The following is a 23657-nucleotide window of genomic DNA, read 5'->3' on the forward strand; positions in this document are numbered from 1 at the left end:
ATTTACCGATTAAGCATGACTGCGCCGGTCAAAATTTTCCATTGCACGCAAGTGAGCCAACATGATCTCCAAATCTATCTTCAAGGCATATGACATTCGCGGCGTAATCGGCAAGACGCTCGATGCCGATGCAGCGCGTTCGATCGGCCGTGCGTTCGGCAGCGAAGTGCGTGCACAAGGCGGCGACGCCGTGGTGGTCGCACGTGACGGTCGCCTGTCGGGTCCTGAATTGATCCAGGCATTGTCCGACGGGCTGCGTGCGGCCGGCGTCGACGTGGTCAATGTCGGCATGGTGCCTACCCCGGTCGGCTACTTTGCGGCGAGCGTGCCGTTGCAACTCGAGGGCGGCGAACGGCGCGTCGATTCGTGCATCGTCGTGACCGGTAGTCACAATCCGCCGGACTACAACGGCTTCAAGATGGTGCTGCGCGGCTCCGCGATTTATGGCGAGCAGATTCTCGCGCTGCATCAACGCATCGTCGACGAAAACTTCTCCGAAGGCAGCGGCACTTACGCCGAGTACGACATTGCCGATGCGTACCTCGAGCGCATTACGAGCGACGTCAAGCTCTCGCGCCCGATCAAGATCGTGGTCGACACCGGCAATGGCGTCGCCGGCGGCCTCGCGCCGAAGCTCTTCAAGAAGCTCGGTTGCGAACTCGTGGAACTCTTTACGGAAATCGACGGCAATTTCCCGAACCATCACCCGGACCCGGCGCATCCGGAAAACCTTCAGGACGTGATTCGCGCGCTGAAGGAAACGGACGCGGAAATCGGCTTTGCCTTCGACGGCGACGGCGACCGCCTCGGCGTCGTCACCAAAGACGGCCAGATCATTTATCCGGACCGCCAACTGATGCTGTTCGCCGAAGAAGTGCTGTCGCGCAACAAGGGCGCGCAGATCATTTACGACGTGAAGTGCACCCGCAATCTCGCGAAGTGGGTGAAGGACAAGGGCGGCGAGCCGCTCATGTGGAAGACCGGCCACTCGCTCGTGAAGGCGAAGCTGCGCGAAACCGGCGCGCCGCTGGCGGGCGAGATGAGCGGCCATGTGTTCTTCAAGGACCGCTGGTACGGTTTCGACGACGGCCTGTACACCGGCGCGCGTCTGCTGGAAATCCTCACGCGTGTGGAAGACCCGAGCAAGCTGCTCAACTCGCTGCCCAACTCGAACTCCACGCCCGAACTGCAACTGAAACTCGAGGAAGGCGAGAACTTCGAACTCATTGCACGCTTGCAGCAGAACGCGCAATTCACCGGCGCCGACGAGGTCGTGAAGATCGACGGCCTGCGCGTCGAGTACCCGGACGGCTTTGGCCTCGCGCGTTCGTCGAACACCACGCCGGTCGTGGTCATGCGTTTTGAAGCCGATAACGACGCGGCACTTAAGCGCATTCAGGAAGACTTCCGCCGCGTGATTCTCGCGGAGAAAGCCGACGCAAAGCTGCCGTTCTAAACGTTCGAACGGCGGGGCGGTTCGCTCAAGTTCTTGGCGAACCGCGGCCATGGGCCAGAACGCGGCGCGGGTTTCACTTACCGCGCCGCGTTTTTTCATGCCAGTCAGCCGGGTCGCGCTAGAATTGCCGTCCTGGTGACATAACGTCTGCGTTCTGTCATCTCTCGCTGGAAGTCTCACGCGAAGCCTTAGGTTTCGTTGGGCTTCTTTCAATGCATCTTCGGGCCGGATAACCGGTTTTCCCACTCTTGAGCGTGCAAAAGATATTGATCGTGAGGGTGTCGTCTTTGGGCGACGTCGTTCACAACATGCCGGTGATCGCCGATATCCGGCGCCGTCATCCCGAGGCGCAGATCGACTGGCTCGTCGAGGAAAGCTTCGTGGGGCTCGTCGAACTCGTGACCGGCGTGCGGCGCGCGATCCCCGTGTCGCTGCGGCGCTGGCGCAAGCGCATTCTGTCGGTCGGCAACTGGCGCGAGATCGGCGCATTCCGCCGCGCGCTCGCGGCCGAGAACTACGATCTGGTGATCGACTGCCAGGGGCTCATCAAGACCGCGTGGGTCGCGAGCATGGCGCGCGGACCGCTCGTCGGCCTCGCAAATCGCACTGAGGGCGCGGGCTTCGAATGGCCGGTGCGCTTCTTTTATGACAAGCGCGTCCCGATCGAGCCGCGCACCCACGTCGTGGAGCGCACGCGGCAGCTGGTTGCAGCGGCGCTGAACGACCCGCAGCCGCAACCTACCGACGAAATCGATTTTGGCATCGACACGCGGCGCGCCGCGTTGGCGTTGTCGGCGGCGAATCTCAATCTTCCTGTGCCTTACGTGGTGTTCGTGCACGCGACCTCGCGCGCCGACAAGCAATGGCCCGATACCGCGTGGATCGAGTTGGGGCAGTCGCTCGTGCGGCGCGGCGCGTCGATCGTCTTGCCGTGGGGCAGCGAGGCCGAGCGCGCGACGAGCGAGCGTCTTGCGAAAGAGTTCGGCGCGGCGGCCATCGTGCCGCCCAAGCTGTCGTTGCCCGCGGTGGTCGGCCTGCTTGAAGGCGCGGCCGCGACAGTCGGCGTTGACACAGGTCTAGTTCACATTGCGGCGGCGCTTAAGCGGCCCACGGTCGAGTTGTACAATTTCGCGACCGCGTGGCGCACCGGCGGCTACTGGTCGCCGAACGTCGTCAATCTCGGCACGGCAGGGCAACCGCCCACGCTGCAACAGGTGAAGTCCGCGCTTGCCGGCTTCGGACTGTTGTGATTCGTCCGGTGCGCTTCGCCTCACGCATCATCCGTTTTCAAGGGCGATCATGAACGAAACCCAGATCATCGAAGTAGCGAATGCCGACTGGCACGCGCGCAACCTGTCCGTGCCGCGTGAGACGCTGCTCGCCGGCGTCGAACGCGGCAAGGTGCTGTATTTCCCGAACCTGCGTTTCGCGATTGAAGGCGGCGAGCAGGCGCTGCTCGATCCCGCGCTGGCCGATCCCAACCGCAAGAACATCAGCCTCGAACCGAATGGCGGCGCATTGCACGGCGTGGCCGGCAACGCCGTCACGCAGTCCGCGGTGCGCGCGTTGATCGCGCGATACCAGGCGAATGCGCGCACGCTCGTCGACGGGCTCTTTCCCGAATACAACGGCAAGCTGCGCGTGGCGCCCACGAGTTTGCGGCTGCATCAGGTGGAAACACGGCAAACGTCATGGCGCAAGGACGATAGCCGCTTGCATGTGGACGCGTTTCCGTCGCGGCCCAATTACGGCGAACGCATTCTGCGTGTGTTCACCAACGTCAATCCGAATGGCGTGCCGCGCGTGTGGCGAGTTGGCGAACCGTTCGAGGACATGGCCAAACGCTTTCTGCCGCACATCAAGCCGCAAATGCCTGGCGCAGCGTGGCTGCTGAATCTGTTGCACGTAACCAAATCGCCGCGCAGCGAGTACGACCATTTGATGCTCCATCTGCACGACGGCATGAAGGCCGACCTCGAATATCAGAAGACAAGCCCGCAGGAGACCCTGCCGTTTCCGCCGGGCAGCGTGTGGGTGTGCTTCTCCGATCAGACTTCGCACGCTGTGATGTCCGGTCAGTTCATGCTCGAGCAGACTTTCTTCCTGCCGGTCAAGGCAATGGTGCAACCCGAATGTGCGCCGCTCGGCATACTTGAACGCCTGAAGGGCAGGGCGCTGGTTTGAGCGCCGCCGTTCGTTCGGGCTCGCGAGACTTTGTGCACCGTCGCGCGCCGGTGCCTGACTATGCGGTCATGCGAGGTCCATTGCATCGGCACTGTATTCGCGAGCTGCACACTGTGCGGTTGCATCATGCGGAGCGCCGATGCTGAGGGCAATCTATAACGCGCTCTGGTGGATCATCGCGCCGGTCGCCGTGCTGCGTCTGCTGATTCGTTCGCGCAAGGAGCGCGGTTATCGTCAACATATCGGCGAGCGCTTCGGCTACGTTCGCGGACGTTTGCCCGAAGACAACGCGCCGTTGATCTGGGTGCATGCGGTGTCGGTCGGTGAGACGCGTGCCGCGCAACCGCTGATCGAGGCGCTCATCAAAGCGCGTCCGGACGCACGCATTCTGTTGACTCACATGACGCCGAGCGGCCGCGCGACCGGCGAGCAGATTTTCGGCGACCGCGTGTTGCGCAGCTATCTGCCGTACGACATGCCGCACGCGGTGCGGCGCTTTTTGCGCGCGTGGCGGCCGTCGCTCGGTCTGGTAATGGAAACCGAGGTGTGGCCCACGCTGATCGACGAGTGCAGGCGCGCCGACGTGCAACTGGTGTTGACCAACGCGCGGATGTCAGCGCGCTCATATAAGCGCGCGGCGAAATTCGGCGGCGCGACAAAAGATGTGTTCGGCGGCTTTGCGCGCGTGCTGGCGCAGAGTCCATCGGACGCGGAACGGTTGACCGCGCTTGGCGCGCGCAACGTCGCGGTACTGGGCAATCTTAAGTTCGACATGAGCACGCCGCCCGAACTGGCGGCGCGCGGTCATGCGTGGCGCGCGGCAATCGGCGCGCGCCCGGTGTGGGTCGCGGCAAGTACACGCGAAGGCGAAGAGGAACTCGTGTTGCAAGCGTTCGCGGCCCTCGGCGTTGAAGGTGCGCTGTTGATTCTCGTGCCGCGCCATCCGCAGCGCTTTAACGAAGTTGCGGCGCTCGTCGAGAAAGCCGGGCTGCGACTCGCGCGACGTTCGACGTGGGCGCCCGATGCGAAAGTTGCGTCAGCGGCTGCGAGCAGCGGTGTGCCTGCATTGCCGGCGGACGTGAATGTGCTGCTCGGCGATTCGATGGGCGAACTGGGCGCTTATTATGCGGCCTCGGACCTCGCGTTTATCGGCGGCAGTCTGTTGCCGCTCGGCGGACAGAATCTGATCGAAGCCTGCGCGGTGGGCGTGCCCGTGCTGATCGGGCCGCACGTGTTCAACTTTACGCAGGCCACGGCCGATGCAGTCGCCGCAGGCGCGGCGGTGCAGGTGCAGGATCCGGCCGATCTGGCGCGAGCGCTGCGCGAACTCTTCAACGACAAGGCGCGGCGGCTCATGATGGGCGGCGCGGCCTCGGCGTTTGCCGCGCGTCATCGCGGGGCGACCGCGCGTACCGTGGATGTATTGATGGCGGTGTTGCCGGAGTGAGGGCAGTGCTGGGCAGACTCAGCGCGTCAGCACTCAAACCTTCAACAACCCCTTTCGCTCGATAAACCGCACCACGTCGCCCAATCCATCGAGCGCCTTCAGATTACACATCACAAAAGGCCGCTCGCCGCGCATTTTCTTCGCGTCGGAAGCCATCACGTCGAGGTTCGCGCCGACCATCGGCGCGAGGTCCGTCTTGTTGATCACGAGCAGATCGGACTTCGTAATGCCCGGGCCGCCCTTGCGCGGGATTTTCTCGCCGCCTGCCACGTCGATCACGTAAATCGTCAGGTCCGACAGTTCCGGGCTGAAGGTCGCCGCGAGGTTATCGCCGCCCGATTCGATAAAGACAATGTCCGCATCCGGAAAACGCGTGAGCATGCGGTCGACAGCTTCGAGGTTGATCGACGCGTCCTCGCGAATCGCGGTATGCGGACAGCCGCCCGTCTCGACACCCATGATCCGCTCGGCCGGCAACGCGCCCGCCACCGTCAACAGGCGCTGATCTTCTTTCGTATAGATGTCGTTGGTGATCGCGACCAGGTCGTACTGTTCGCGCATCGCCTTGCAAAGCATTTCGAGCAACGTTGTCTTGCCCGAGCCGACCGGACCGCCGACGCCCACGCGCAGCGGCGGCAGTTTCTTCGTACGGACGGACGAGTGAGCGGGATGATGAGGTGCGTTCATGATGGATCGTTTTATGAGCGAAAAAGTCGCGAATATTGCGACTCGTGACGCGCCGACAGAATGCCGAGTTGCGGCGCGAAGGTATTGATGTTTTCCGGCGACGTGGCTAAAGCGCGCTTGACCGCAGCATCGATCGGCTCGCGCAACGCGACGATGATGCGTTGCCCCGCCAGTTGGCCCAATGGCACGGCTTTTAATGCGGCGGCGGCCTGGTTCTCGACCCAGCTAAATGCGTACGCGGCGAGAGCGGCGTCGACGGCGGCATCGTGCGCATACGCTGCGAAGGCGAACGCCGTGGGTTGTGCGAGCGGCGTCATAGAGGCCAGCGTCGCGCGCCGTGCCGCATCGCCCCATTCGAGCGATGCGCACAACTGCCGCAACGACCAGCCCATCTGTTCGGTTTCACGCCGCAATTCGGCCGACTCGCGGCTCGCGAGGAACTCGCTATTCGCTTGCGCGAGGCCAGCAGCGTCGTGTGTGCGCCAGCGCTCTATCTGGTGCGCGAGAAACGGCAGTTCGCCATGCGCGAGCACATCGGTGAGGCCGCTCGCGATCCAGGCGCGAGCCGAATCGGCATCGGTGATCAGTTGCGCTTCGATCGCCGCTTCGAGACCTTGGGAGTAGCTGAAGGCGCCGATGGGCAGCGCCGGCGACGCAAGGTGCAAAAGCGCGGTGAGTTCAGCGATGCGCATGGTGATGGTGATGCGCGTGGCCGCAAGATTCGTCGTGGACGTGGCCTTCCTGCTCGTGATCGTGCGCGTGCGTGTGCCCGTGGCCATGCCCGTGGTCATGATCATGCGAATGCTCATGCCCATGATGCTCGCCGAACACCTGCTGCGCCAATGCATAGTCTTCGGCGAACGTTTCGTCGTGGCCATGCTTATGGCCGCCGCCGTACGCGCCGGACTCCGGCTGAAACGGCATTGAAACCTGATCGACCGTCGCGCCGATACGCTTCAGCATATCGGCCAGCACCGGATCGTATTCGAGCTTCAGATAATCCGCGCCGACTTCCACCGGCGTATGGCGATTGCCCAGGTGGTACGCGGCACGCGTGAGCGTCAACGTGTCTTTCGCACGGACCACCAGCACCGTTTCCGGCGCGGCGACTACTCGCACGAGACCGCCATCGTCTGCGACCAGCACATCGCCATCGCGCAGCACGGTGCCGCGTGGCAGCAGCACGGCGACTTCTTCGCCGCTATCGAGCGTGGCCGCAAGGCGGCTCTTGCGACGCTCGTCGAAAGCGAGCGTCAGCGTCGGCGCGCGCTTTACAAGCACCGGCGCGAGTTTGAGATGCGGTGCAACCAGTTTGTCAAGTGTGCGCATGGTCAGAACAGAAAATAGCGTTGCGCCATCGGCAAGATAGTCGCGGGTTCGCAGGTCAGCAGTTGACCGTCGGCGATCACCTGATAGGTTTCCGGATCGACGCTGATCGACGGGCGCCACGCGTTGTGGATCATGTCCGCCTTCGTGATGTTGCGGCAGTTCTTCACGGCCACGATACGCTTGTTCAGGCCATAGCGCTCGGCGACGCCTGCATCGGCGGCGAGTTGCGAAACGAAAGTCAGCGACGTGCGTCCGAGCGCACCGCCACGCGTGGCGAACATCTCGCGATAATGCACCGGCTGCGGCGTTGGAATCGACGCGTTCGGATCGCCCATCTGCGCCATTGCGATCATGCCGCCTTTGAGGATCAACGACGGTTTGATGCCGAAAAACGCCGGTTCCCAAAACACGAGATCGGCCCATTTGCCGGGCTCGATAGAACCGACTTCATGCGCGATGCCGTGCGTGATTGCCGGGTTGATCGTGTACTTGGCGACATAACGCTTCGCGCGGAAATTGTCGTGACGTGCGGTGTCCTCGGGCAGCGCGCCGCGTTGCACTTTCATCTTGTGCGCGGTCTGCCACGTGCGAATAATCACTTCGCCCACGCGGCCCATCGCCTGCGAATCCGACGACAGCATCGAGAGCGCGCCGAGATCGTGCAGGATGTCTTCCGCGGCGATGGTCTCGCGGCGAATGCGCGATTCGGCGAACGCAATGTCTTCCGCAATCGACGGGTCCAGGTGATGACACACCATCAGCATGTCGAGATGCTCTTCAAGCGTGTTGACGGTGTAGGGCCGCGTCGGATTCGTCGAAGAAGGCAGCACGTTCGCTTCGCCGCATACCTTGATGATGTCGGGCGCGTGGCCGCCGCCTGCGCCTTCCGTGTGATACGTATGTATCGTGCGGCCTTTGAACGCAGCCACGGTCGCTTCGACGAAACCCGCTTCGTTCAGCGTATCCGTGTGAATGGCGACCTGCGTGTCGGTGTCGTCGGCGACGGACAGACAGTTGTCGATTGCGGCCGGCGTCGTGCCCCAGTCTTCGTGCAGCTTCAGGCCGATCGCGCCCGCCGTGATCTGTTCGAGCGCGGGCTGCGGCTGGCTCACGTTGCCTTTGCCGAGGAAGCCGAGGTTCATCGGATAGCCGTCTGCCGCTTGCAGCATGCGTTCGAGATGCCACGGACCCGGCGTGCAGGTGGTTGCATTGGTGCCGGTTGCCGGACCGGTGCCGCCGCCGAGCATCGTCGTCACGCCGCTGGCGAGCGCTTCTTCGATCTGCTGCGGACTGATGAAGTGAATATGCGTGTCGATGCCGCCCGCCGTGACGATCAGCCCTTCGCCCGCGATCACCTCCGTGGATGCGCCGATTGCGATCGTGACGTTCGGCTGAATGTCGGGATTGCCCGCCTTGCCGATAGCGGCGATGCGGCCGTTCTTGATGCCGATGTCGGCCTTCACGATGCCCCAATGATCGAGAATTACCGCGTTGGTCACAACGGTATCGACAACGTCGGCATGCACGCGCTGCGACTGGCCCATGCCGTCGCGAATCACCTTGCCGCCACCGAACTTCACTTCTTCGCCGTACGTGGTGAAGTCGCGCTCCACTTGGATCAGCAACTCGGTGTCGGCGAGACGCACGCGGTCGCCGGTGGTGGGGCCGAACATTTCCGCGTATGCGCGGCGGCCAATGCGTAAGGTCATGATGTCAGTCCGGAAATGAGCAGGGCGGTTCAAGCGGATGAGCGCACGCGGCCCGTCACAGCTTGCCCATCACCTTGCCGTTGAAGCCATAGACGATGCGCTCGCCCGCCAGTTCGACGAGTTCGACGGTGCGCTCCTGGCCGGGCTCGAAACGCACGGCGGTGCCCGCAGCGATGTTCAGCCTGAAGCCGCGTGCGGCCTCCCGGTCGAAGGCGAGTGCGTCGTTCACTTCGTAGAAGTGGTAATGCGAGCCGATCTGCACCGGCCGGTCGCCGGTATTCGACACGAGCACCGTCACGGTGGCGCGGCCCGCGTTGAGTTCGTGTTCGCCGTCGTCGGTGATGAGTTCGCCGGGAATCATGGGCGTGCCTTGATAGGTTTAGCGGGATTCAGCGGATCAGGGAATCGGATGATGAACGGTGACGAGCTTCGTGCCGTCGGGGAAGGTGGCTTCGACCTGGATGTCGGGGATCATCTCGGGCACGCCTTCCATGACGTCGTCGCGAGTGAGCAGCGTCGTGCCGTAGTGCATGACCTCGGCGACGGTCTTGCCGTCGCGTGCCGCTTCCATCAGCGCGGCGGTGATGAAGGCGACCGCTTCCGGATAATTCAGTTTGAGGCCGCGTGCGCGGCGCCGTTCGGCAAGCAGCGCGGCGGTGAAGATCAGCAGCTTGTCCTTCTCGCGAGGTGTCAGCTTCATCGAATGAGTGCGGTGGGTTGCGCCCGATCCGAAAGGATCAGGCTGCGACAATGATATGCGTTGCGGGCCGCCGATGCGACCCATGCAGTGCCGGACAAAACAGCGACGCTATCAAGCCCGGCTAACGACGCGCTTACAGATCCGCAGGCAACGCTGCGCCGAACCACTTCTTCGACATCGTGTTGAGCGTGCCGTCCTGCTTTGCTTGCGCGATGGCGGCGTTCACCTTCTGCTGCAGGCGCGGTTCGTTCCTGTTCATGCCGACGAAACACGGCGAGTTCTTGATGACGAACTTCGGCTCTGGACGGCGCGGCGGATTCTTCGCGAGGATCGCGGCGGCGACGATGTTGCCCGCAGCGATCAACTGAACCTGGCCCGACAGGAACGCGGCGATGGTCGCGTTGTTGTCCTCGAAGCGTTTGATCGTGGCGTTGGGCGCCATTTGCGTGAGACCGAGTTCCTCGAGCGCGCCGCGCGTCGCGCCGACCGTCTTGCCGGTCAGATCGGCGGGGCCGCTGACCTTGATGTCGGCGGGACCGAACACGCCCTGATAGTACGGCGCGTAGGCGTTGGAGAAGTCGATCACTTTTTCGCGGTCGGGCGTCTTGCCGAGCGACGAAATCACCAGATCGACCTTGTTCGTTTGCAGATAGGGAATGCGGTTCGCGCTGTTGACGGGCACCAGTTCGAGCTTCACGTTCATCGACTTCGCGAGCAGCGCGGCGGTGTCGATGTCATAGCCCTGCGGCTTCATGTCGGGGCCGACCGAACCGAACGGCGGATAGTCTTCGGGCACGGCGACCTTGAGCACGCCTGCCTTGGCGATGTTATCGAGTGTGTCGGCGTGAGCCGCGGGGGCGGTGATCGCGAGCAGGGGCGAGACGATCAGTGCGGCGACGACGGTACGGCGCGTGGAACGGAGCGTGAGTCGGTTCATTTGTAGTAGCTGTGGTGGTGGCGGGCAGGCGGCTGGCGTCGAGGAAGCGGCAGCGTCGGCCGCTAGCAACGCAAGGTGTGTGCCATCGTGGTGCGGCGGGGGCTGGTGGGGAGGTTTGTGGGCCAGTGCACCATGCGAGGGCTCGCGTAAGCGCCGAGTTGGTGCGGGCGTGTCTTACGCGGTGAAAGTATGGTGACCAGTTTCCGTTGCATCGCATTGCCGCGCGGATGGGGCGAACGTTGAACGAGCAATGAGTCGTTGAACGACGCGGGCGTTCCAGTTGACTGATAGGAGCACCCGGTCATGTGGGTGCTCCTATGGTCGAGTCTGTTCCGACGCGTGCGCTCTTTGCCTCGCAATAACTACGGCCCTCTTTTGAGCAATAACGCGCGTGCTCCGATGTAGCAAAGAAAGATAAGCGCGCCGACGAGCAGGGCAGCTATTGCCCAGTAGAGAAGCAAGGCGAGCACTTCCATATCGTCCGGGTTCGCCAGATCACTACGCCCTACGACCTCCAGGCAGAAGCGGATGAACATATCGACGGAATCGGGCATGTTACCCGGAAACATGTCATCGATGTGGTACGTCAGCCGCCATCCGCCGGCGAGGGATATTGCGATCCAGACGACGTATCGTAATAGCTTGGCCACGAGCCTTTTTCTCATTTCACCTCAACCGTTCCATAAGCTCTCAGCGCGGTACCGGGCACTGGTACGGTTAACCCGCGCGACCGAATGAATTTTTGAAGCCTGTCAAATTCGTGCGGACTGGCTACGGTGATGCACCCTTCGCTCAGTTGCATCCTTCCTGTTGGATGTAGCCGGAAGTTGCCTCGCTTGATGCCATTAATGTTGGTCGTGTCCCCCGATATTGGGTTCCACAGCATGAACCATTCATGTCTGTCAGTTGAGACGTTCCCATGCGCGCTCCACCAATCGCGTATAAAGCCCAGGAACCCGCCGGACCGGCGGTCCACGAGGTAGTACGTTCCTTTTGGAAGTGGCCCGACGTTTTCCATAGCTGTGTCATCCGGGTTGTCTCGGCCATGGCCGGTACCGGAAAAGGCCGTAACGGGCGCGGTTCCCTCACACGTAAGTGTGGAAGTCGTTTTGCCGTTAAGAACAAAAATGCATTTGACCGGCATCGCTTCGCCCCCGTCACGTTGTCATGTTGTCCTTGATGTACAACGTCGCAGTCACCGCACCGCCGCTTCCTCCGGCCTCGTTTTGCACTAAGTACTCGTATTTCATAGTTGAAAAAGAAAGGCGAATTTCCTCATGGCAAACATCACCGCCGCCCACAGGTTCAATCTGGGTAACGACTACGTCGTACATCGCGATCTTCAGGTATTCGAATGGGAGCCCCCCGGCCTTTCGCATAGTCAGTTTGACTTGGTCAATATGCTTGCCGGTGAAGTACTTCGCCAGATTCGGGCTGGCGCGATCTAGCTGGTGCGTGAACTCCAGATCGGAAACAGTAGCTTTACCCGCACCGCCGCCGGAGCCGGACAGCATTGTCGATTGCTGCGAAACCTTCCAGCGCCAGCCGATCACGTCGATTTCGTTCAGATGCGAAGCATCCTGCGACTCGCCGTCAATGCCGTTGATTTTGATGAATATGTCCTGTGCCATAGGGGGACTCGAAAGTGATGGGAATGGGACGTGCGGTGTCAGGGGCTTATGCTCAAACGGTGCACACATCCCGCGATCCATTCCGAAGAATCCCAGACGATTTGGGTATCAGGACAATCCGAAAAAGACGCCCGCCCTGTGATAATTCGTCAAGCTTTGTCTGATAGAGGGCGTAAAAAACGCCCAAGGCGGGCGTCAATGTCAGCGGGGGAAGATGGAAAACAGTCAGTCGCCGGCCGTCTCAGTATTGATCGTCCAGGCCGTGCCAATCAACGGATCGGCCGTGTGCGGTGCTGAGACAGCGACGAAAAATCGAGGATGTCTGTGCCTCTAAGGCTGAGCGCAGGAGCAACACTGCAAATGGCGCCGGGCAGAGGGGCACGTCTGGCATGCCACGCTATTGCATGGAAACGTCGGTGAAAAAAGCACAGAGCCGAAACCTACGTCGCCCAAATCCTCAAAGGCACCGCCTCGACCCCATGCACGACAGGCCGCAACTGCATCCAGCATTGCGTCAAAGCGCGCTGCAACGTCTCCATGGATCGCGAAACAGCTCGCACGAGCAATACTCCGCTCGTCACGCACGAAGCGGCCGCGCGCAGCGAATCGTCGAATGGAAGCTGTGCGGTCAGCGCTTCAGCGAGCGCGTCGTCGCAAGCCGCGCCAACCGCCCAAAGCGTCCCATAAGCGGGAAATCCGCCGAGCCCTTGCGCCGCATCGCGCAGCGGATCCTCGGCGCGAAGAGCCGCACGTTCGAGCCATAAGAACTCGCCGTTAGCGCGCACGATCCGCGACACGGCCCGCAAGCTCCCCGCCGACCACCGCTCGCCTGCGGCCTGCCGCCCAAGCTGCGTCGCATCCCAGCCAATCGCGGTAGCGCCTTCTTCGAGCGTCAGTGAGAAATCGAGCATCGCATTCGCATGGTCGAACACGATATTGTTTTGCGGCAGCCAGTCGAGCTTCGCATTCTCGGCAACGTGCACGGCGATAGTCTGCCGCGCGGCGCGTCCATTGGATTTGTACCACTTGGTCGCGCCAGGCGTCGTCATCACCGCATGCGCATGAGCACCGACATTCACGTCGATATCGAGTTGATCGCCGCCCGCGACGCCGCCGGGCGGATGCACGATCACTGCATGACAAACGCTCTGACCTTCCGGATATAACGGCCGTTGCACACGCAGCGGCCCATCGTGCAGCCGATGCTGCAGGGCAGTGCGCTCGCCATGCCTGACGAACCCAAGTTCGAGACGCGCTCGCCAATGCGCATGCGCACCGCTCTGCGCCTGGGGTTGCGCCTGAGATTGCACAGTAGCGAGCGTGACGTGATTTTCGTGAAGCGACATGCGAATGAACGTGCGATCGAGGTGTCAGGACAGAGCGTGCGGCAAGCCGCGACTTGCGCCACAGAACGTGCGCCGCAGAACATGCGCCACAAGACGCGCCGAGCATAGCACGCCTGCCAGCGCTCACGACTCACACGGCGATCAGCGCACGCACGCCGTCGGCGTCCATATTGACGCCTTCTCCGCCCGCGACGATCTCGCCGCGGCTCATCACCCAATAGCGATCGGCGATGTCCTTTGCGAAGTCGTAATACTGCTCGACGAGCAACACGGTCATGCCCATCTCTTCAACAAGCTGACGCAGCGTGCGCCCAATGTCCTGAATGATCGACGGCTGAATGCCCTCGGTGGGTTCATCGAGAATCAGCAGTTGCGGATCGCTCATCAGCGCGCGGCCAATCGCGAGTTGCTGTTGCTGACCGCCCGACAGATCGCCGCCGCGACGGCTGCGCATGTCCTTCAGTACTGGAAACAACTCGTAGATACGATCGGGGATTTTCTTCGGCGCTTTCTTGCTAGCCGCGCCCACCAGCAGATTTTCTTCGACGGTCAGGCGCGGAAAGATATCGCGTCCCTGCGGCACATACGCGAGCCCTTTCTCGACGCGCGAATAAGTCGGCAGCTTCGTGATCGGCGCGCCGCGCCAGGCGATGGAACCGCTCTTCGTCTGCACGACGCCCATCAGGCAGCGCAGCAGCGTGGTCTTTCCCACGCCGTTGCGTCCGAGCAGCACGGTGAGCTTGCCGTCAGGCACGGTCAGCTTCACGTCGCGAAGAATGTGGCTGCCGCCGTAGTACTGGTTCAGGTTTTCTACTTCAAGCATGTCGTTCGACCCTTTGATTCACGGCCCACTCATCGACCGAGATATGACTCGATCACCGTCTCGTCGCGTTTCACTTCGTCGAGCGTGCCGTGCGCGAGCACGCGCCCTTCGGCCATCACCGTGACCTTGCCCGTATCGCCCGACAGAGCTTTCACGAACTCCATGTCGTGTTCGACGACCATCATCGAGCACGTGCCGCGCAGGTGATTGAGAAGGTCGGCCAACTGCATCGTCTCGTCGTCGGTCATGCCGGCGGCGGGTTCGTCGAGTAGCAGCAGCGCAGGTTGCTGCATCAGCAACATACCGATTTCCAGCCGCTGCTTCTGTCCATGCGAGAGTTCGCCGGCAAGGCGCCGCGCCTCGGTTTCCAGACCGATGAGGACGAGCGTTTCTTCGATGCGTGCTTGCGCTTCGCGATCGAGCCGCGCGCGCAACGACGCAAGCCATCCCTTGTCGGTCTTCATGGCGAGCTCGAGGTTTTCCCACACGGGATGCTGCTCGAAAACGGTCGGCTTCTGGAACTTGCGTCCAATGCCGGCACGCGCAATGGACGGCTCGTTCATCCGCGTGAGGTCGATGGACTGGCCGAGAAACACCTTGCCCGAATCAGGCCCGGTCTTGCCGGTGATCACGTCCATCATCGTCGTCTTGCCTGCGCCGTTCGGTCCGATGATGCAACGCAATTCGCCGGCGTCGATAGAAAGCGTCAGCGCATTCAACGCACGGAAGCCGTCGAAGCTCACGGTCACGTCTTCGAGATACAGGATCGTGCCGTGGGAAACGTCGATCTCGCCGGGCACGACGACGTGCCCCATGCTCGCGACGCCGCTCAACGCGTGTTCGGAAGGGTGTTCGGGCAAAGCCAGATCGGGAACCATCGGGTTTTCGTTCATGAGCGGTTCCTCTTGCGCGTCACGAGTTCGACCAATCCCATGATGCCGTTCGGCAGAAACAGCGGGACCAGCACGAAAATCAGACCGAGAAAGAACAGCCAGTATTCAGGGAAGTTTGCCGTGAAGAAGCTCTTCGCGCCGTTCACCGCGAACGCGCCGACAATCGGCCCAATCAACGTGCCGCGTCCGCCCACGGCCACCCAGATGGCCATTTCGATCGAATTGCCAGGCGACATCTCACCCGGATTGATAATGCCGACTTGTGGCACGTACAACGCGCCCGCAATGCCGCACAACACGGCGGACACGGTCCACACGAAGAGCTTGTACGCGAGCGGACTGTAGCCGAGGAACATCAGGCGCGTCTCGCCGTCGCGCACGGCGGTGACGACGCGGCCGAGCTTCGAGGTGACGATCGCCCGCGCGCCGAGGAACGCGACGATCAGCACGGCAAACGTGATCAGCAGCAGGGCAGTGCGCGTGCCGGGATGCGTGATCGGAAAGCCGCCGATGCGCTTGAAATCCGTGAAGCCGTTATTGCCGCCGAAGCCCGTCTCGTTGCGATAGAAGAGCAGCATTGCAGCGAACGTCATCGCCTGTGTGATGATCGACAGATACACGCCCTTCACGCGCGAGCGGAACGTGAAGAAGCCGAACACCCAGGCCACCACCGCGGGAACCAGCACGACGAGCAGCAGCGCATAGCTTAGATGCTGCGTGCCTTGCCAATACCACGGCAGTTGATGCCAGTCGAGGAACACCATGAAGTCGGGCAGATCGCTGCCGTACTTGCCGTCGTGGCCGATTGCGCGCATCAGGTACATGCCGATCGCGTAGCCGCCGAGTGCGAAGAAGAGCGCGTGCCCGAGACTCAGAATGCCGCAATAACCCCACACCAGATCGAGCGCGAGCGCCGCGATCGCGTAGCACATGAACTTGCCGGTGATCGTCGTCGCGTAAGCGGACAGGTGCAGCGGACTCGCTTCCGGCACCACTAGCGTGGCGAACGGCACGCCGAAGCCGAACACGACGATCAGCGCGATCAGCGCAAGCCATGCGCGGCGCGACAGCAACGCTGGGCGCGGCGGCAAGCCGAGGGCGAAGCCCGACTGCGCGACGCGGCCGGCTGAGTTGCCGCCCGTTGCACCGACATGACCCGACGCGCTCGAAGAGGAAGTTGCAGATGTCATCTCATGCCTCCGCGCTACGGCCCTTGAGGGCAAACATGCCCTGCGGACGCTTCTGGATGAACAGCACGATCAGCACGAGCACCGCGATCTTCGCGAGCACGGCGCCCCAGAACGGCTCAATCGCCTTGCTCACGAGTCCGAGCCCGAAGCCGCCGATCACAGTGCCCGCCAGTTGACCCACGCCACCGAGCACGACCGCCATGAACGAATCGATGATGTAGCTTTGCCCGAGGTCCGGCCCGACATTGCCGATCTGCGACAACGCGCAGCCGCCGAGTCCCGCAATGCCGGCGCCGAACGCGAACGCATACGAGTCGACCCGCGCGGTCTTCACGCCGACGCATGCAGCCATGCGGCGGTTTTGAGTGACGGCGCGCACGAAAAGTCCAAGGCGCGTCTTCGTCAACACGGCCCATGCAATGCCGACGACGATCAGCGAAAACGCGAGAATCGCGAGGCGGTTGTACGGAAGGATCAGGTTCGCCAGCACGGTCACGCCGCCGCTCATCCACGAAGGATTGACCACCTGAACGTTCTGCGCGCCGAACAGCATGCGCGTTGCCTGAATCAGGATCAGGCTGATGCCGAAGGTGGTCAGCAGCGTTTCGAGCGGACGGCCATACAGATGCTTGAGCACGAGCCGCTCGATTACGATGCCGACGAGCGCCGCCGCCACGAACGACGCGGGCACCGCGACGAGCGGATACCAGTCGAACGCGCCGGGTGCGAAGCGCTGAAAGAGGTTCTGCACGACATATGTGGCGTACGCGCCGATCATGAGAAATTCGCCGTGCGCCATGTTGATGACGCCGATCAGGCCATACGTGATCGCGAGGCCGAGTGCCGCGAGCAGCAGCACGCTGCCGAGCGACAGACCCGCGAACAGCGTGCCGGCGATTTCGCCGCGGCGCTGGATTGCGTCGAGTTCGTCGATGCCGTTTTGCGCCGCGGCCCGCACGCGAGCGTCGGCTTCCGCGAAGGTGCCGTCGGGTTTCTTTGCGACGAGCGGCCGCAGCAGTTCGTTCATATCGAGATCGTGCCGCGCGGCGACGAGCTTCACCGCTTCGAGACGTTTTGCCGCGTCGGCGTCGTGCAGCGCGGTCATCGCCCACAGCGTGTCGAGGCGCTTCTTCAGCGTCGGGTCGGTTTCTTTCGCGCGGGCCGCGTCGACGAGCGGCTTGATCGACGGGTCAGGGTTTTTCAGCAGCGCGTCGATGGCTTGCTCGCGCGTCGCTTTATCCGGCGAGTCGAGTTGTATGCCCGAGAGCGCGCCCGCCACTTTCGAGCGCAGCAGATTATTCAACGTGACGGGCTGGGCGTCGGTTGCGGCGACGGTTTTGCCGGTAACGGCGTCGCGCGTCGCGTCGCCGTCCTGCAGCAGGACGGCGCCTGAGTCGGTGGCGAGCACGCCGTCTTCGGACAACGCCTTCAGCACCGCGACCGACTCCTTGTCGTGATTGGCGATGAGTTTGTCGATGGCTGCGGACTTCGCGTCGAAATCGTCGGCGGCGAGCGGCGCGACATCGGCCGCGGTCAGCGCGAACGCGCCATGCGGCGCGAGCGCGCCCAACGTAACCAACGCAAAAGCGGCGCTGCTGACGCTGCGTCGCGCGATCCGCTGTGCAAAAGTGAGGAATGAAAACGCCATGATGGCCTTTGAGGAATTACCGGCGACGCGCTTTGCAAAGCGCGCATCACGCCGGTTGAATGCGAGCCGATGTTGCACCGCACGTTGCACGGCTTCTTTTGGCCGCCGGATTGCATGGGGCAGTGTCGGGCCGACGCGTCGCAAGCATCACGACCGTGATCGCTCGCCTGGCACTCTCGCAGTTCGATCGCGATTGCTGCGCATGCCGGATCCGCGGCGAACTCACTGCGCGAGGCCGAACACCGTCACGGTCGCCGGGAGTTCGCCTCGACGCATGACGGCGGCCACCCGAGCCGCCGCATGCGTGGTGCGGTTAAGCGACCCGCGAGCGCTTCAGAAACGCGGGGATCGAGCTGACCACATCCGGCTTGCCTGCATTGCCTGCGATGAACGGGCTCCACGGCTGCGCGCGAACCGCGGTCTTGGTGCGCCACACCACGTTGAACTGACCGTCCGCGCGTACTTCGCCGATCATCACCGGCTTGTGCAGATGGTGGTTGCCGTCCATTGCGAGCGTGAAGCCCGACGGCGCCGCGAACTGCTGGCCGATCATCGCCACGCGCACCTTGTCGACTTCGGTGCTCTTCGCCTTCTCGACAGCCTGCTTCCACATGTGGATGCCGACGAAAGTGGCTTCCATCGGGTCGTTCGTCACGCGCTTGGTGCCGCCAGGCAGATTGTTCTCCTTGACCCACGCGGCCCATTGCTTCTTGAACTTTTCGTTGGCCGGGTTGCGTACCGACATGAAGTAGTTCCATGCCGCGAGGTTGCCCACCAGCGGCTTCGTGTCGATGCCGCGCAGTTCTTCCTCGCCGACCGAGAACGCGACGACCGGCACATCCGAAGCCTTCAGCCCCTGGTTGCCGAGTTCCTTATAGAACGGCACGTTGGAGTCGCCGTTCACCGTCGAGATCACGGCCGTCTTGCCGCCTTGCGAGAAGGTCTTGATGTTCGCGACGATGGTCTGGTAATCGCTATGGCCGAACGGCGTATAGACCTCCTGGATGTCGGCCTCCTGCACGCCTTTCGACTTCAGGAACGCGCGCAGGATCTTGTTGGTCGTGCGCGGATACACATAGTCGGTGCCGAGCAGGAAGAAGCGCTTAGCGCCGCCGCCTTCGGCGCTCATCAGATATTCGGTTGCAGGGATCGCCTGCTGGTTCGGCGCGGCGCCCGTGTAGAACACGTTGCGCGACATCTCTTCGCCTTCGTATTGAACCGGGTAGAAGAGCAGCCCGTTGAGCTCCTCGAACACCGGCAGCACCGACTTGCGCGACACCGAAGTCCAGCAGCCGAAGACCACGGCGCACTTTTCCTGCGTGATCAGCTGACGCGCTTTTTCGGCGAAGAGCGGCCAGTTCGAAGCGGGGTCGACCACTACCGGCTGGAGCTGACGGCCCAATACGCCACCGTTCTTGTTGATGTCCGCGATCGTCATGAGCGCGGTGTCTTTCAGCGATGTCTCGGAGATCGCCATCGTGCCGGACAGGGAATGCAGAATGCCCACCTTGATCGGACCGCTCGCGGACTGTGCGTGCGCGAACGGCGCGCGACCTGCAAGCGCGAGCGCGCCGGACATGGAGCCGAACTTCAACAGACTGCGACGTTTCATGTGTATCCCCTTGCCATTGATGATGAATGTTTATGGGCGTCGATTTCAGCCACGGGGCTTGCCCCGCATGATTGCCGCTCGTGTACTGCAAGGCACATGCCATGTGAGGGATGCGGGGCCCGCTGCGGCTTCGCGCGCTGCGGCGCGCCTCCACGCGGGCCGGCTTATGCGGCTTGGCGTACGAATCTGGTGCACATGCGCTCGATGCGCCTCGTTCAGGTGCGCGCCGCGCCGCGACGAAGCGTGACCATCGGCCAGCGGGCTTTGGCGGTGCACGTGCGCCGCCGCTTTGTGCATGCGCTGTGTTGTGCCTACACTGAAAGACCGTTTAGTTCGCGCTGCATAGGATCGGGGTAAGCGCTGAAGCGCCAACTCCGGTCGACAGCTTTGCATGGGACTGGAGTAAGCGCTGAAGCGCCAACTCCCGTCGACAGCTTTGCATGGAGATATGAGATGACTGAGTCCGCCGGCGCCAATCAACCAGACATGTCCGCGTTCTGGATGCCCTTCACCGCCAATCGCCAGTTCAAGAGCGCGCCACGTCTGCTCGCGAGCGCGAAAGGCATGTACTACACGTCGCATGATGGCCGGCGCATTCTCGACGGCACCGCGGGACTGTGGTGCGTGAACGCCGGGCATTGCCGCGATGAAATCGTGGCCGCCGTGCAGGCTCAGGCCGCTGAGATGGATTTCGCGCCCACTTTCCAGATGGGTCACCCCAAAGCATTCGAGGCCGCGACGAAGATCGCGCGGCACACGCCCGGCGATCTGAAGCACATTTTCTTCGTGAACTCAGGCTCGGAAGCAGTCGACACCGCGCTGAAGATCGCGCTGGCCTATCACCGCTCGCGCGGCGAGGGCCAACGCACGCGCTTCATTGGACGCGAACGCGGCTATCACGGCGTCGGCTTCGGCGGTATTTCCGTGGGCGGCATTGCGCCCAACCGCAAGGCGTTTTCGGGCGCGCTGCTGCCGTCGGTCGATCATTTGCCGCATACGCTGAACATCAAGGAGGCCGCTTATTCGAAAGGCCAGCCGGCGTGGGGCGCGCATCTCGCCGACGAACTCGAGCGGATCGTCACGCTGCACGATGCGTCGACGGTTGCCGCGGTGATCGTGGAGCCGGTGGCCGGATCGACAGGCGTGCTGATTCCGCCGCAAGGGTATCTTCAACGGCTGCGCGAGATCTGCGACAAGCACGGCATTCTGCTGGTCTTCGACGAAGTCATCACCGGTTGGGGCCGCCTCGGCGCGCCGTTCGCCGCGCAGTACTTCGGCGTCACGCCCGACCTGCTGACGATGGCGAAGGGCACCAACAACGCAGCCGCTCCGATGGGCGCGGTGGCTGCAAGCGGCCAGATTCACGACTCGATCGTGAACGGCGCGCCGGGCGGCATCGAACTTTTTCATGGCTACACATACTCGGGACATCCGATTGCGGCCGCCGCGGCATGTGCGACGATCGACCTCTACGAGCGCGAGCAGTTATTCGACCGGGCCGCGCGGATGGCGCCGCTTTTCGAGCGCGCGATTCACAAGCTGCGCGGTGAACGGCACGTGATCGACGTTCGCAATCTCGGGCTCGTGGGCGGCGTCGAGCTTGCGCCGCGCGACGGGGCGCCTGGCGCACGCGCTTACGACGTGTTCGTGCGATGTTTTCAAAAGGGTGTATTGACGCGCTATACCGGCGACATTCTCGCGTTCTCGCCGCCGCTCATTATCGAAGAGGAGCAGATCGACGAGATCTTCGCGACGGTGGCCCAGGTGTTGAGCGAGACGGATTGAATGTTTGGAGTGATTGGCTGGAGGCGTTGGCTTTGCGTGTTCGCTTAGGCGTTTGCTTTGTGCGCTGGCTTTATGAGTTTGCCTCAAGGCGTTTGCATGAGGCGTTTGCATCAAGCGGCTGCATCAGGCGTTTGCGTGAGGCGTTTGCATGAGGCGTTTGCATGAGGCGTTTGCATGAGGCCAGCGCGTGCCGCGCCGGCCTCATGCATTGCGCGGGTTTTGCGTCGGCGCGCTAGAACGCGACGAACGGTCCACTTTGCGATCCGGCTTGCGATCCATTCAGCGCGGTGTACAGACTGCGGCCAAAGAAGAACGGCAAGCCCCAGATGAAGTAACTGGAGACGGACGTGTACGACGCAATGTTATCGAGCGCCGCATAGGTGCCGGAGAGCAGGCTCGCCGTGTTGGCTACCTGGAACGGCACGGTTGCGGACGTGGCCGCGCTGCCCGTCGGCTTCAGCACAGCGGATAGGCTTAGCGTGATGGAGGGCGTGTAGCGACCCCACGCGTCGAACGGAATGGCCGTATCACGGAAGATGGTCGTGTTCGAGCCGCTGTCGATAACGCCGTTGCCGAAGGTGCTGCCCTTATACGCGGTCGCGAAAAAGCCGTTGCTGTCGAGCGGGATGATATTCGCGCTCGACGGCAACCCATTGTTCTGCTGCGTCCCGATGCCGAACACGAGCTCACCCGCCGCGCTCGCCTGACCGCCGGGCTGCAATGCAGGCAGGCGGATGATCGTGCCGTTGTTGTCGGTAGTGAAGTCGGCAACCGGATTCATGATCTGTGTGTCGAGCGGCACGCGCGTGCTCGTGCACGACCCGGTGGACGGGCAATAGTAGTACGTCGCCGGCAGCACATATTGTGCGGCGAGCGGAAAGTCGCGTACCGCCGAGCCGATGCCGACCACGCCGTTCGCTCCGAGCTGCGCAACACTGCCGATGTCCGAGACGCCGCGCGACGCGCAATCCGGCGGCGTGGCGTTCGCGCCATCGCCGATAACCTGGACTGGCAGATTGCCCGCCAGCTTTGCGCCAATGGTCACGTCCGCACGCTTCACCGAGCCCCACGTGTAGCCCGACGCGAAGATCGCGCATTGGGAGATCGGCGCGCCGCGGGTGGGGTCGTCGGCCGCGCCGGTCTGTGCGGGCAAGCCGCCTGTCAGCGCCGGACCCAGCGCACTTGCCAACACACGCACGCCTGCCGAGCCCGTGTCGAGCAGCATGTGATCGATCGTCGCGCACTGATTTGCGCCTTGCACGCCCGGGATGCAGAACGTGACGGTGACGTAGGGCGTGTTGGCATAGCCGCCTGTCCATCGTTCGACGATGATGGGAGCGGTGTTCGTGGCGGGGGTAGGCGTCGATGTCGGTGTTGGTGTCGGTGTTGGTGTGGGCGTTGGTGTGGGCGTTGGTGCTGGCGTTGGTGTGGGTGCCGGTGCCGGTGTTGGTGCCGGTGTGGGCGTCGGCGCGGGCTTCCGGCTTGGCGTTGGCGACGGTGCTGGTGTCGGCTTCGGGCTCGGTGACGGCGACGGCGTAGGCGTAGGACGCGGAGCCGGAGGCGGCGCCGGACTGGGAGTTGGAGTCGGTGCAGACGTAGACGTAGACGTAGACGTAGGCGCCGGCCCTTGCCCCCCAGCGACCCCTGAAGCGGGTTCCGACGAACCCGCCTTATCGTTACTCTGCGCCGGCTTCGAGCCCCCGTCGTCGCTACCGCCGCCACCGCCACAGGCGGACAGCCCGACGCTGGTCGTTAGCAACGCGAAGCAAAGGGTCTTGCTGAAAGTGTTCATCGTTTTCTTGTTCGGTGAGTCTGCGCACGGCGTTACTGGATGTCTTCGGCGCGTACATGCGCCGGCAGCAGGCGCGGCAACAGGGCCTTGCCGAAGAAGCTGCCGGGCCGGCCGACCGACTCGATCTGAAAGTCGCCGCTACGGTCGATCAATGGGCCTGTGCCGCGCGGATGGCCCGCACCCGCCGACGCGGCGCGTTGAAAGTAGTTGCCGAGCAGCGCGTTCATGTCGGGACGCACCGGGCCTTGCCATGCGACGGCGAACACGACGTTGCCAGGCGATACATATTCGCGAATCCGGACGCCGTCGGTATCGCTTGATTCGCGCACCGTGTACGGCGCCGTCGCGGCGGGCGTGGCAACGGCCGCTGCCGACCGGAGCAACGAGTGCGACGTTGTACCGAGGCTCGGCGCGCCGCCCAATGCCGCAAAAGATGCCAGCGGCAACATGGCCGCAACGGCCAGTGCGGCCTTAGTAAGAATCATCGG

23 protein-coding genes and 1 pseudogene are annotated in these 23657 nt (G+C 62.9%); 6 read left to right on the forward strand and 18 right to left on the reverse strand.

Annotated elements, in window-relative coordinates; translation table 11 throughout:
* Positions 1-61: 61 nt before the first annotated feature.
* The 4 genes from RW095_RS39100 to waaA all read left to right on the forward strand — a co-directional run bounded on the left by RW095_RS39100 (position 62) and on the right by waaA (position 5087).
* Complete coding sequence (locus RW095_RS39100; RefSeq protein WP_128585066.1) at positions 62-1456, forward strand: phosphomannomutase/phosphoglucomutase; 1395 nt, start codon at positions 62-64, stop codon at positions 1454-1456.
* 248 nt (positions 1457-1704) lie between these two features.
* Positions 1705-2706, forward strand: a complete 1002-nt coding sequence (gene waaC / locus RW095_RS39105; RefSeq protein WP_317020958.1) for a lipopolysaccharide heptosyltransferase I — start codon at positions 1705-1707, stop codon at positions 2704-2706.
* 49 nt (positions 2707-2755) lie between these two features.
* Positions 2756-3640, forward strand: a complete 885-nt coding sequence (locus RW095_RS39110; protein ID WP_128585065.1) for a Kdo hydroxylase family protein — start codon at positions 2756-2758, stop codon at positions 3638-3640.
* Between the two features lie 139 nt (positions 3641-3779).
* Positions 3780-5087: a lipid IV(A) 3-deoxy-D-manno-octulosonic acid transferase gene (waaA, locus tag RW095_RS39115; protein ID WP_317020959.1), complete on the forward strand. Its 1308-nt coding sequence runs from the start codon at positions 3780-3782 to the stop codon at positions 5085-5087.
* Between the two features lie 33 nt (positions 5088-5120).
* Here waaA and ureG read toward each other — a convergent pair whose 3' ends face one another.
* The 16 genes from ureG to urtA all read right to left on the reverse strand — a co-directional run bounded on the left by ureG (position 5121) and on the right by urtA (position 19592).
* Positions 5121-5774, reverse strand: a complete 654-nt coding sequence (gene ureG / locus RW095_RS39120; protein WP_317020960.1) for an urease accessory protein UreG — start codon at positions 5772-5774, stop codon at positions 5121-5123.
* Between the two features lie 11 nt (positions 5775-5785).
* Positions 5786-6466, reverse strand: a complete 681-nt coding sequence (locus RW095_RS39125; RefSeq protein ID WP_317020961.1) for an urease accessory protein UreF — start codon at positions 6464-6466, stop codon at positions 5786-5788.
* On the reverse strand, positions 6453-7103 hold the full coding sequence (gene ureE / locus RW095_RS39130; protein ID WP_317020962.1) for an urease accessory protein UreE: 651 nt from the start codon (positions 7101-7103) through the stop codon (positions 6453-6455). The genes RW095_RS39125 and ureE overlap by 14 nt, the downstream gene beginning before the upstream one ends.
* A gap of 2 nt (positions 7104-7105) precedes the next feature.
* The gene (gene ureC, locus RW095_RS39135; protein WP_317020963.1) at positions 7106-8812 is read right to left on the reverse strand and encodes an urease subunit alpha; all 1707 of its coding nucleotides are present in this window, start codon (positions 8810-8812) and stop codon (positions 7106-7108) included.
* Between the two features lie 55 nt (positions 8813-8867).
* The gene (locus tag RW095_RS39140; protein WP_020065115.1) at positions 8868-9173 is read right to left on the reverse strand and encodes an urease subunit beta; all 306 of its coding nucleotides are present in this window, start codon (positions 9171-9173) and stop codon (positions 8868-8870) included.
* A gap of 36 nt (positions 9174-9209) precedes the next feature.
* A complete protein-coding gene (gene ureA, locus RW095_RS39145) occupies positions 9210-9512 on the reverse strand; it encodes an urease subunit gamma (protein ID WP_006048588.1) in 303 nt (100 codons plus the stop codon).
* A gap of 133 nt (positions 9513-9645) precedes the next feature.
* A complete protein-coding gene (locus RW095_RS39150) occupies positions 9646-10449 on the reverse strand; it encodes a transporter substrate-binding domain-containing protein (RefSeq protein WP_317020964.1) in 804 nt (267 codons plus the stop codon).
* A 362-nt stretch (positions 10450-10811) separates the two neighbouring features.
* A complete protein-coding gene (locus RW095_RS39155; RefSeq protein WP_317020965.1) occupies positions 10812-11099 on the reverse strand; it encodes a hypothetical protein in 288 nt (95 codons plus the stop codon).
* Between the two features lie 11 nt (positions 11100-11110).
* The gene (locus RW095_RS39160) at positions 11111-11593 is read right to left on the reverse strand and encodes a DUF2778 domain-containing protein (protein ID WP_317020966.1); all 483 of its coding nucleotides are present in this window, start codon (positions 11591-11593) and stop codon (positions 11111-11113) included.
* A gap of 13 nt (positions 11594-11606) precedes the next feature.
* Positions 11607-12080, reverse strand: a complete 474-nt coding sequence (locus RW095_RS39165) for an Hcp family type VI secretion system effector (RefSeq protein ID WP_317020967.1) — start codon at positions 12078-12080, stop codon at positions 11607-11609.
* A 440-nt stretch (positions 12081-12520) separates the two neighbouring features.
* Entirely contained in the window at positions 12521-13426 is a 906-nt protein-coding gene (locus RW095_RS39170; protein ID WP_317020968.1) for an urease accessory protein UreD, read from the reverse strand.
* Between the two features lie 130 nt (positions 13427-13556).
* Positions 13557-14249: an urea ABC transporter ATP-binding subunit UrtE gene (gene urtE, locus RW095_RS39175; RefSeq protein ID WP_317020969.1), complete on the reverse strand. Its 693-nt coding sequence runs from the start codon at positions 14247-14249 to the stop codon at positions 13557-13559.
* A 29-nt stretch (positions 14250-14278) separates the two neighbouring features.
* Complete coding sequence (urtD, locus tag RW095_RS39180) at positions 14279-15142, reverse strand: urea ABC transporter ATP-binding protein UrtD (RefSeq protein WP_317020970.1); 864 nt, start codon at positions 15140-15142, stop codon at positions 14279-14281.
* The gene (urtC, locus tag RW095_RS39185) at positions 15139-16332 is read right to left on the reverse strand and encodes an urea ABC transporter permease subunit UrtC (RefSeq protein WP_317020971.1); all 1194 of its coding nucleotides are present in this window, start codon (positions 16330-16332) and stop codon (positions 15139-15141) included. The genes urtD and urtC overlap by 4 nt, the downstream gene beginning before the upstream one ends.
* Position 16333: 1 nt before the next feature.
* The gene (gene urtB / locus RW095_RS39190; protein ID WP_317020972.1) at positions 16334-17980 is read right to left on the reverse strand and encodes an urea ABC transporter permease subunit UrtB; all 1647 of its coding nucleotides are present in this window, start codon (positions 17978-17980) and stop codon (positions 16334-16336) included.
* 313 nt (positions 17981-18293) lie between these two features.
* Complete coding sequence (gene urtA, locus RW095_RS39195; protein WP_317020973.1) at positions 18294-19592, reverse strand: urea ABC transporter substrate-binding protein; 1299 nt, start codon at positions 19590-19592, stop codon at positions 18294-18296.
* Positions 19593-20045: 453 nt separating this feature from the next.
* Between urtA and RW095_RS39200 the strand changes: the two genes are divergently transcribed.
* The gene (locus RW095_RS39200; protein ID WP_317020974.1) at positions 20046-21377 is read left to right on the forward strand and encodes an aspartate aminotransferase family protein; all 1332 of its coding nucleotides are present in this window, start codon (positions 20046-20048) and stop codon (positions 21375-21377) included.
* Positions 21378-21609: 232 nt separating this feature from the next.
* Here the strand turns inward: RW095_RS39200 and RW095_RS39205 are convergent.
* A pseudogene (locus tag RW095_RS39205) lies at positions 21610-22716 on the reverse strand (DUF3443 domain-containing protein); the annotation flags it as partial.
* Positions 22717-22763: 47 nt separating this feature from the next.
* On the opposite strand from RW095_RS39205, the gene RW095_RS39210 reads away from it, so the two are divergent.
* Positions 22764-22916, forward strand: a complete 153-nt coding sequence (locus RW095_RS39210) for a hypothetical protein (RefSeq protein WP_317022861.1) — start codon at positions 22764-22766, stop codon at positions 22914-22916.
* A gap of 285 nt (positions 22917-23201) precedes the next feature.
* Here RW095_RS39210 and RW095_RS39215 read toward each other — a convergent pair whose 3' ends face one another.
* Entirely contained in the window at positions 23202-23654 is a 453-nt protein-coding gene (locus RW095_RS39215) for a DUF2844 domain-containing protein (RefSeq protein ID WP_317020975.1), read from the reverse strand.
* Between the last annotated feature and the right edge of the window lie 3 nt (positions 23655-23657).

Origin of the sequence: Paraburkholderia kirstenboschensis (assembly GCF_032806925.1) — a bacterium.
In the GTDB taxonomy this organism is placed as follows: Bacteria; Pseudomonadota; Gammaproteobacteria; order Burkholderiales; family Burkholderiaceae; genus Paraburkholderia; species Paraburkholderia kirstenboschensis.

Coding starts and splice junctions, on each gene's coding strand:
- RW095_RS39100 (WP_128585066.1), top strand. CDS start 62: ATGATCTCCAAATCTATCTTCAAGGCATATGACATTCGCGGCGTAATC.
- RW095_RS39110 (WP_128585065.1), top strand. CDS start 2,756: ATGAACGAAACCCAGATCATCGAAGTAGCGAATGCCGACTGGCACGCG.
- waaA (WP_317020959.1), top strand. CDS start 3,780: ATGCTGAGGGCAATCTATAACGCGCTCTGGTGGATCATCGCGCCGGTC.
- ureG (WP_317020960.1), bottom strand. CDS start 5,774: ATGAACGCACCTCATCATCCCGCTCACTCGTCCGTCCGTACGAAGAAA.
- RW095_RS39125 (WP_317020961.1), bottom strand. CDS start 6,466: ATGCGCATCGCTGAACTCACCGCGCTTTTGCACCTTGCGTCGCCGGCG.
- ureE (WP_317020962.1), bottom strand. CDS start 7,103: ATGCGCACACTTGACAAACTGGTTGCACCGCATCTCAAACTCGCGCCG.
- ureC (WP_317020963.1), bottom strand. CDS start 8,812: ATGACCTTACGCATTGGCCGCCGCGCATACGCGGAAATGTTCGGCCCC.
- RW095_RS39140 (WP_020065115.1), bottom strand. CDS start 9,173: ATGATTCCCGGCGAACTCATCACCGACGACGGCGAACACGAACTCAAC.
- ureA (WP_006048588.1), bottom strand. CDS start 9,512: ATGAAGCTGACACCTCGCGAGAAGGACAAGCTGCTGATCTTCACCGCC.
- RW095_RS39150 (WP_317020964.1), bottom strand. CDS start 10,449: ATGAACCGACTCACGCTCCGTTCCACGCGCCGTACCGTCGTCGCCGCA.
- RW095_RS39160 (WP_317020966.1), bottom strand. CDS start 11,593: ATGCCGGTCAAATGCATTTTTGTTCTTAACGGCAAAACGACTTCCACA.
- RW095_RS39165 (WP_317020967.1), bottom strand. CDS start 12,080: ATGGCACAGGACATATTCATCAAAATCAACGGCATTGACGGCGAGTCG.
- RW095_RS39170 (WP_317020968.1), bottom strand. CDS start 13,426: ATGTCGCTTCACGAAAATCACGTCACGCTCGCTACTGTGCAATCTCAG.
- urtE (WP_317020969.1), bottom strand. CDS start 14,249: ATGCTTGAAGTAGAAAACCTGAACCAGTACTACGGCGGCAGCCACATT.
- urtD (WP_317020970.1), bottom strand. CDS start 15,142: ATGAACGAAAACCCGATGGTTCCCGATCTGGCTTTGCCCGAACACCCT.
- urtC (WP_317020971.1), bottom strand. CDS start 16,332: ATGACATCTGCAACTTCCTCTTCGAGCGCGTCGGGTCATGTCGGTGCA.
- urtB (WP_317020972.1), bottom strand. CDS start 17,980: ATGGCGTTTTCATTCCTCACTTTTGCACAGCGGATCGCGCGACGCAGC.
- urtA (WP_317020973.1), bottom strand. CDS start 19,592: ATGAAACGTCGCAGTCTGTTGAAGTTCGGCTCCATGTCCGGCGCGCTC.
- RW095_RS39200 (WP_317020974.1), top strand. CDS start 20,046: ATGACTGAGTCCGCCGGCGCCAATCAACCAGACATGTCCGCGTTCTGG.
- RW095_RS39215 (WP_317020975.1), bottom strand. CDS start 23,654: ATGATTCTTACTAAGGCCGCACTGGCCGTTGCGGCCATGTTGCCGCTG.